The organism is Arthrobacter sp. WCS2018Hpa-7 (assembly GCF_031843805.1).
Lineage (GTDB): Bacteria > Actinomycetota > Actinomycetes > Actinomycetales > Micrococcaceae > Arthrobacter.
Genome location: NZ_JAVTJB010000006.1, coordinates 245584 through 251583, shown reverse-complemented (window position 1 = coordinate 251583; position 6000 = coordinate 245584). Strand labels below are relative to the sequence as shown.

Below are 6000 nucleotides of genomic sequence, written 5' to 3'. Positions count from 1 at the left end.
CAGTCAACCCGCTGAGGATGTGTGAGGTCTCTTCTCCTGCAGCCACGTCCAACCTTCCTTTAGGCGCATGCATCGGCGCCTCAGGTCTGGCAGGGTAACTGCCCGTCGTGAACGCGTCGTGTGCGACATTTCGGTTTCAACAGCCCGGTCGGATGCGCCGGGCAGGTCTTGTGAGCGCTTGGCTGCCCAGTAGAATTCTGCGGGGCGATCGCCCTGCAGCCAGAGCGCTCATGGCCACTCTAGCTTTCACTGCGCTGGGATGCGTAGCCGTGGGCCCTGAGGGGCGTTGTATGTCACACCCCGCCGGCCTGCGTGACGGAAAGCACGTGACAGTCGCAGCCCCGAAACACCCCGGGGAATGCGGAATGTGGCCCGTGGCAGGGACAATGGCTTGAAGCACACGCCCAAAGGGTGTTGGCTGTTAGTAATGGAAGTCACTTCAAAAGGAGGAAACGTGAGCGAGGCCGACGCCGCCACATCGGTAAATGTGGCGGAACGAATGGGTTTCAAAGATGGGGATCTGATTCAGGAGCGCGGCTACGACGACGACGTCGACTTCGACTTGCGTGATGACGTTGAAGATGTGACGGGCTCTGAGCTGCTGGATGAAGACGACCACGACGTAGTCGATGCCGTTGTCTTCTGGTGGCGGGATGGCGACGGTGATCTTGTAGATGCCCTCATGGATTCGCTCACCACGCTGAAGGAAGGCGGAGTTGTCTGGGTGCTGACCCCTAAGTCCGGCCGGGACAACTATGTTTCTCCGGCTGATATCCAGGATGCGGCTCCCACATCCGGGTTGCACCTCACCACCTCTGCCGGGGTTTCGAAAGACTGGAGCGCCACCCGACTGGTGCCGAAGAAGAACAAGTGACCGATGTCCGACTGGCGCCGGCTCCTGCGGTCGTTCCGCAGCCGGGCCAACCTGCGCCGGACTTTGAGCTCGTAAACCAGTTTGGCGAGCCTGTCCGCCTGTCGGATTACCGGGGCCGCAACGTAGTTGTGGTGTTCTACCCGTTCGCGTTCTCCGGGATCTGCACCGGTGAACTCTGTGAGATTCGCGACAATATTGCGGCGTTCGAGGATTCGAACGCGGTGGTACTTGCGGTCTCCGTGGACAGTAAATTCACTCTGCGCGCCTACGCGCAACAGGAAAGCTATGGCTTTGACCTGCTGGCCGATTTTTGGCCCCACGGTGCGGTAGCCAGGTCGTACGGGGTTTTCGACGACGTCAGCGGTATGGCTCTGCGGGGAACGTTCATCATCGACGCCGCGGGGATCATCCGGTTTGTCGTCGTCAATCCGCGTGGACAAGCGAGGGACTTGGCTGAATACCGCCTCGCGCTCACGGCGCTGGGTCAGCAGCCAGCATGAGTGACGGCCGGCCCGGCGTGGGCATGACTGGTTTTGCCAGCATGGCTCCTGCGCCGGCGGCGCAGCTTGATCCTGAGGAGCTTTTTTCCGTCAGGCAGGCTGTAGAGGCCATAGGTGAAAAGCGTCTGGCTGTGCTGACGGGCGCCGGGCTCAGCACCGATTCCGGTATTCCGGATTATCGAGGGCCAGGTTCTGCACCACGGAATCCGATGACCTTTCAGGAGTTCATCGGCAGCGAGGGCAACCGCAGGCGCTATTGGGCCCGGAACCATCTTGGGTGGTCCCACTTGAGGCATGCCGACCCCAACGCCGGACACGCCGCGGTCGCGCTGATGGAGCGCCGGGGCCTCCTGTCAGGCCTCATCACCCAGAACGTAGACAGGCTCCACGAGGACGCCGGCAGCGTCAACGTGGTGGATTTGCATGGGCGCTTTGACCAGGTGGTCTGCCTGGAGAACGGCCACACTTTCAGCAGGCGGCTCATTGCAGCGATCCTTGAGGAGATCAATCCGGGATTCCTTGAAGCCGCTTTGGAGTCCGGGCTGGTGGAAATGGCTCCGGATGCTGATGCAACGGTTGAGGATCCGGAGCTCATCACTTCATTCGTCATGGCTGTTTGTCCCAGGTGCGGAGGGACACTTAAGCCCGACTTCGTCTATTTCGGCGAGAACGTTCCTAAAGATCGCGTCGAGCGAGCCTACGCCATGGTTGATCAAGCGGAGGCACTGCTTGTAGCAGGCTCGTCGCTGACGGTGCAGAGCGGGCTGCGCTTCGTGCGCCACGCTGCCAAGGCTGAAAAGCCGGTAGTCATTATCAATCGGGGAACTACCCGGGGTGACACCTTTGCCACCCTGAAACTCGAGCTCGGAGTGAGCGGGGCCTTGGACTATTTGGCCCGGAACCTGCCGGATCTTCCGGGTGCGAAACCGCCGATTGGTGTTTCTCCCAATTGATCATGTAGAGTCATTGTTCGTTGGTTGAAGCGCTGAGGCACTGAAACTGCACCATGGGTCTTTAGCTCAGCTGGTAGAGCGCCACGTTTACACCGTGGATGTCATCGGTTCGATCCCGGTAGGACCCACCAAGTGAAACCCCGTCACTCCAAGCCTGTTGGCTGGCAGTGGCGGGGTTTTTTCGTGCAATGCCGCATGTTCTCCACAACCCTTTAATGTCAGGGTCCGCTCCTAGGGTTTCTTCCCATGGAGCACGTATATATCCGCAGCAGCACGCAGGGCACACCAGCGGTGGTCGTGAGGGGCAACCGGGAATGGCGGATGGTCGTAGAGCCTGTGCGTTGGTTTGAGCGCGTCCCATGGTGGGAGCAGTCACGGCGAATGCCGAGGGGGCAGGGCCGTGTGGATGTGGAGGTCTGGCAGGTCCAGGTTCGCTTGGGAAGCAATGCACGGTCCGGCATTGCTACATGGGAGCTAGTACGGGACGGGGCCGGAGGGGGATGGTGCCTCAGGGGCGAAGAAGTGGCCGCGGCTTAGGTTTTGCCGGGAAATGGATGAGCTCTCCACCGCGACTATTGGGGGATGCCGCGGTGGAGAGCTCGAAGATGAATATACAGCGAACTTTTGGGTTTGGAAAGCGGAGCCTGCCAAGCGGCCGGTACGTGTCGCAGGTCCAGTAGGCCCACGCCTCCGGGTGGCAGCAACGTGCCACTATGATGGGTAGTGTTCAGCTGAATGAACGCGATGGCAGTTCTGACGAAGGAGAATCATGGCCGATTCCCGCACCACCCGTTCCGAGGGGCTGGGCGCTTCGTCGCCTGCGCCTGCCGTGACCCGCGCAGCTGCGGTTCTTGAGGCACTGGCAGGATCTCCGTCGGGGCGGCTGACGCTCAGTGATCTTTCCCGCGAACTTGGCATCCCCAAATCGTCCACGTCCAATCTCTTGCTGGCGCTCGAGGAAGCGCGCCTTATTACCAGGCAGGGCGCGGACTTTGCCTTGGGGCGGAAGTTGGTGGAACTCGGTGCCGCCTACCTCAGCCGCCTCGACGAGGTGCAGGAGTTTTATAAGTATTGCGAGCAGGCGCCTACCCTCTCAGGCGAGACGGTGCGCATCGCCATGCTCGACGGCGACCACGTCATCTATCTGGCCCGCTATGAGGGTCATCCCGCGGTGAGGCTGACGTCCAATATCGGTGACAAGATGCCGGTCTCCCTTTGCAGTGTTGGCAAAGCCCTGCTGGCGCAGCTGCATGATCACGACATTGAGGCAATGTTCCCTGATGGCACGGAACTTCCGGTCATGACTGCCAACTCACTGCGCACGGCTGAGGAACTCAAGTCCCAGGTAGCTGCCATTCGGCAGCAGGGGTTCGCCTTTGAAGATGAGGAGTCAACGGTGGGTGTTGTCTGCCTCGCCGTGCCCGTACCTACCCATGGAGCCCACGGCCCCAGTTTGGGACTGTCGGTGACAGCACTGAAGGCCACCTACTCCGAGGAACAGGGCGCCTTGATGGTCAAGGAGCTCAAGGAGTTGGCGCGATCCCTCGGGAATCCCATGGGTTAGTCCCGTATTCCTCCGGAATGTTCTAAATAAATCTGATTACAACCTTGGCAGTGGGTTCAACAAGCTGTACGCTGTTCATCATAGTGATCTTGGCGGTGATGCCATCACTATCTCGCCGGGCCAACGGGGGCCTGGGGTGATTTTGAGGGAGTGCTTGTGATAACTCGTACTAATGCACGGCTCGCAGCTGATGCTGACGATGCTGTTGTTGAGCCGGAACAGCTGCGCAGGGCTACCTTGGCCAGCTCCGTCGGCTCAGCCTTGGAGTACTACGATTTCTACATCTATGGGTTGGCTTCCGCGCTGATCTTTGGCCCATTGTTCTTTTCGCCCCTTGGCCCTGAAGGCGCTCTGATCGCCTCCTTTGCCACGTATGGCGTTGGATTTGCGGCGCGCCCCTTTGGTGGGCTGATCTTCGGCTACATCGGCGACAGGTTTGGCCGCAAGATGGTCCTGATCCTGACCATTGCTTTGATGGGGACAGCAAGCTTCGCCATTGGGTTGCTTCCGACCTTCGAACAGGCCGGAATGCTCGGTGCGGTCCTGCTGGTGACCCTGCGGATCATCCAGGGCCTCGGCGCCGGCGCAGAGCAGGCCGGCGCTACCACGCTGATCTCCGAAGTAGCTCCGCGCCGTCGTCGTGGTTTCTTCGCATCATTGCCTTTCGTGGGCATCCAACTGGGTACCCTCCTCGGCGCGGGAACCTTTGCCTTGATAGCCATGGCTGACAAGGCCGTCCTGCAGGGCTGGCTGTGGCGTGTTCCGTTCCTGGCCAGCTTCATCCTGATCGCGGTGGCCATCTTCATTCGCCTCAAACTCAAGGAAACGCCTGCGTTCCAGGAGTTGGAGAAGCACAAGAATGTGGTCAAGAACCCGATCAGTGCGCTGTGGAAGCACTCCAAGAAGAATGTGCTCCTTGGCATCGGACTCCGGATGGGCGAAAACGGCAACTCGTCCATCTACTCGGCCCTGCTGGTGTCATTTATGAGCATGCCGGCAGGCGTGTTTGCCGGCAACAATTCGATAGGCCCCGTGGGCTTGCTGATCGCCGCAGGTTTCGCCGCGGTCTTGGTGGTGACGTTCGGCGCGCTGTCCGATAGGTTCGGCCGCGTTCCGGTGTACCGCTACGGCGCCTTGTTCCAAGCCATCATTGCGGTTCCTGCCTTCTACCTGGTCACCTTGGGCAACGTCACTCTGGTGTGGGTCGTCATGTCCGTGGGCATCGCCATCGGCGTCCAGTCGATGCTTGGCCCCCAGTGCCCGCTGCTGCCGGAACTGTTCGGCTCCCAGTACCGCTTTACCGGTGTGGCCATGAGCCGGGAAATCTCAGCCGTCCTGGCCGGCGGACTCGCGCCCCTGCTGGGTGCGCTCATGCTGGCGGCCACCAACCACTCGTGGTTGGTGCTGGCCATCTACTCCCTGGTCTTGGCGCTCATCTCCTTCGTAACCACCTTCTTCACCCCGGAGACGGCGGGCCGCGACCTCGTCAGCACCGAGGACGCCAAGTAGCATCCCGGCACCACAAGACCAGCGTGGCACCCTCCGAACGGAGGGTGCCACGCTGTTTTTGTGTAGGGAACCGGCGTTTGCCGCGCTATTCCTGTTCTGACCGGGTCGGCCTGAACACCCTGCCCGAAAGGGGAGAGGTGGCGAACCATCCCGTACCTTCACTGGGTGGGCAGGCTGCAAGGGCGCGGGTGATTCTGTCCTTTTCTGCGTTTGCCGCAGCAATAAGGGCACCGAACGCCGCAACTGCCTGCTGGTTAGGGGCTTTGGTGCCGCAAAACCGGTGCGGCCGGGCGTTTTCTTCGAAGGGCTTGAACTCGACTTCATAACCGTCGCCGAGTTCGTCCGCGACTCGCTGGGCCAGGCGATGACCTTCAGAGGTGTACCTGGCAGCCCTTTCCGCTGACTTCCAGGTGAAATCGCGTGTCAGGGACTCGTAGTAGAACTGTTCCCAGTCCCGGAGCTCATGCACCAGGCCTTGGGGCAACCCCGTGAGCGAGTAGTCGATGGGACCGTCAAGCCAGATCGCCGTATCCGCGTAGTCGGGGAACAGTCGTACGATAATGCGTTGCGGGCCTTCCGAAGCATTCATGTGGCGATGCT

6 protein-coding genes and 1 tRNA gene are annotated in these 6000 nt (G+C 60.6%); 6 read left to right on the top strand and 1 reads right to left on the bottom strand.

Translation table 11 applies throughout. From position 1 onward, the window contains the following. Nucleotides 1–454: 454 nt before the first annotated feature. The 6 genes from RQH14_RS09800 to RQH14_RS09770 all read left to right on the top strand — a co-directional run bounded on the left by RQH14_RS09800 (nucleotide 455) and on the right by RQH14_RS09770 (nucleotide 5400). The gene (locus RQH14_RS09800) at nucleotides 455–874 is read left to right on the top strand and encodes a DUF3052 domain-containing protein (RefSeq protein ID WP_089595414.1); all 420 of its coding nucleotides are present in this window, start codon (nucleotides 455–457) and stop codon (nucleotides 872–874) included. Continuing rightward, on the top strand, nucleotides 871–1374 hold the full coding sequence (locus RQH14_RS09795) for a peroxiredoxin (protein WP_311213065.1): 504 nt from the start codon (nucleotides 871–873) through the stop codon (nucleotides 1372–1374). Before RQH14_RS09800 ends, RQH14_RS09795 begins: the two co-directional genes overlap by 4 nt. Beyond that, entirely contained in the window at nucleotides 1371–2327 is a 957-nt protein-coding gene (locus tag RQH14_RS09790) for an NAD-dependent protein deacetylase (protein WP_311213064.1), read from the top strand. The genes RQH14_RS09795 and RQH14_RS09790 overlap by 4 nt, the downstream gene beginning before the upstream one ends. 55 nt (nucleotides 2328–2382) lie before the next feature. Continuing rightward, a tRNA-Val gene (locus RQH14_RS09785) sits at nucleotides 2383–2458 on the top strand. Between the two features lie 638 nt (nucleotides 2459–3096). Further along, nucleotides 3097–3891, top strand: a complete 795-nt coding sequence (locus RQH14_RS09775; RefSeq protein ID WP_311213062.1) for an IclR family transcriptional regulator — start codon at nucleotides 3097–3099, stop codon at nucleotides 3889–3891. 150 nt (nucleotides 3892–4041) lie between these two features. Next, nucleotides 4042–5400, top strand: a complete 1359-nt coding sequence (locus RQH14_RS09770; RefSeq protein WP_311213061.1) for an MFS transporter — start codon at nucleotides 4042–4044, stop codon at nucleotides 5398–5400. Nucleotides 5401–5485: 85 nt separating this feature from the next. Here the strand turns inward: RQH14_RS09770 and RQH14_RS09765 are convergent, their stop codons facing one another. Then, the gene (locus RQH14_RS09765) at nucleotides 5486–5989 is read right to left on the bottom strand and encodes a hypothetical protein (protein ID WP_311213060.1); all 504 of its coding nucleotides are present in this window, start codon (nucleotides 5987–5989) and stop codon (nucleotides 5486–5488) included. Nucleotides 5990–6000: the final 11 nt, after the last annotated feature.

Coding starts and splice junctions, on each gene's coding strand:
- RQH14_RS09790 (WP_311213064.1), top strand. CDS start 1,371: ATGAGTGACGGCCGGCCCGGCGTGGGCATGACTGGTTTTGCCAGCATG.
- RQH14_RS09775 (WP_311213062.1), top strand. CDS start 3,097: ATGGCCGATTCCCGCACCACCCGTTCCGAGGGGCTGGGCGCTTCGTCG.
- RQH14_RS09765 (WP_311213060.1), bottom strand. CDS start 5,989: ATGAATGCTTCGGAAGGCCCGCAACGCATTATCGTACGACTGTTCCCC.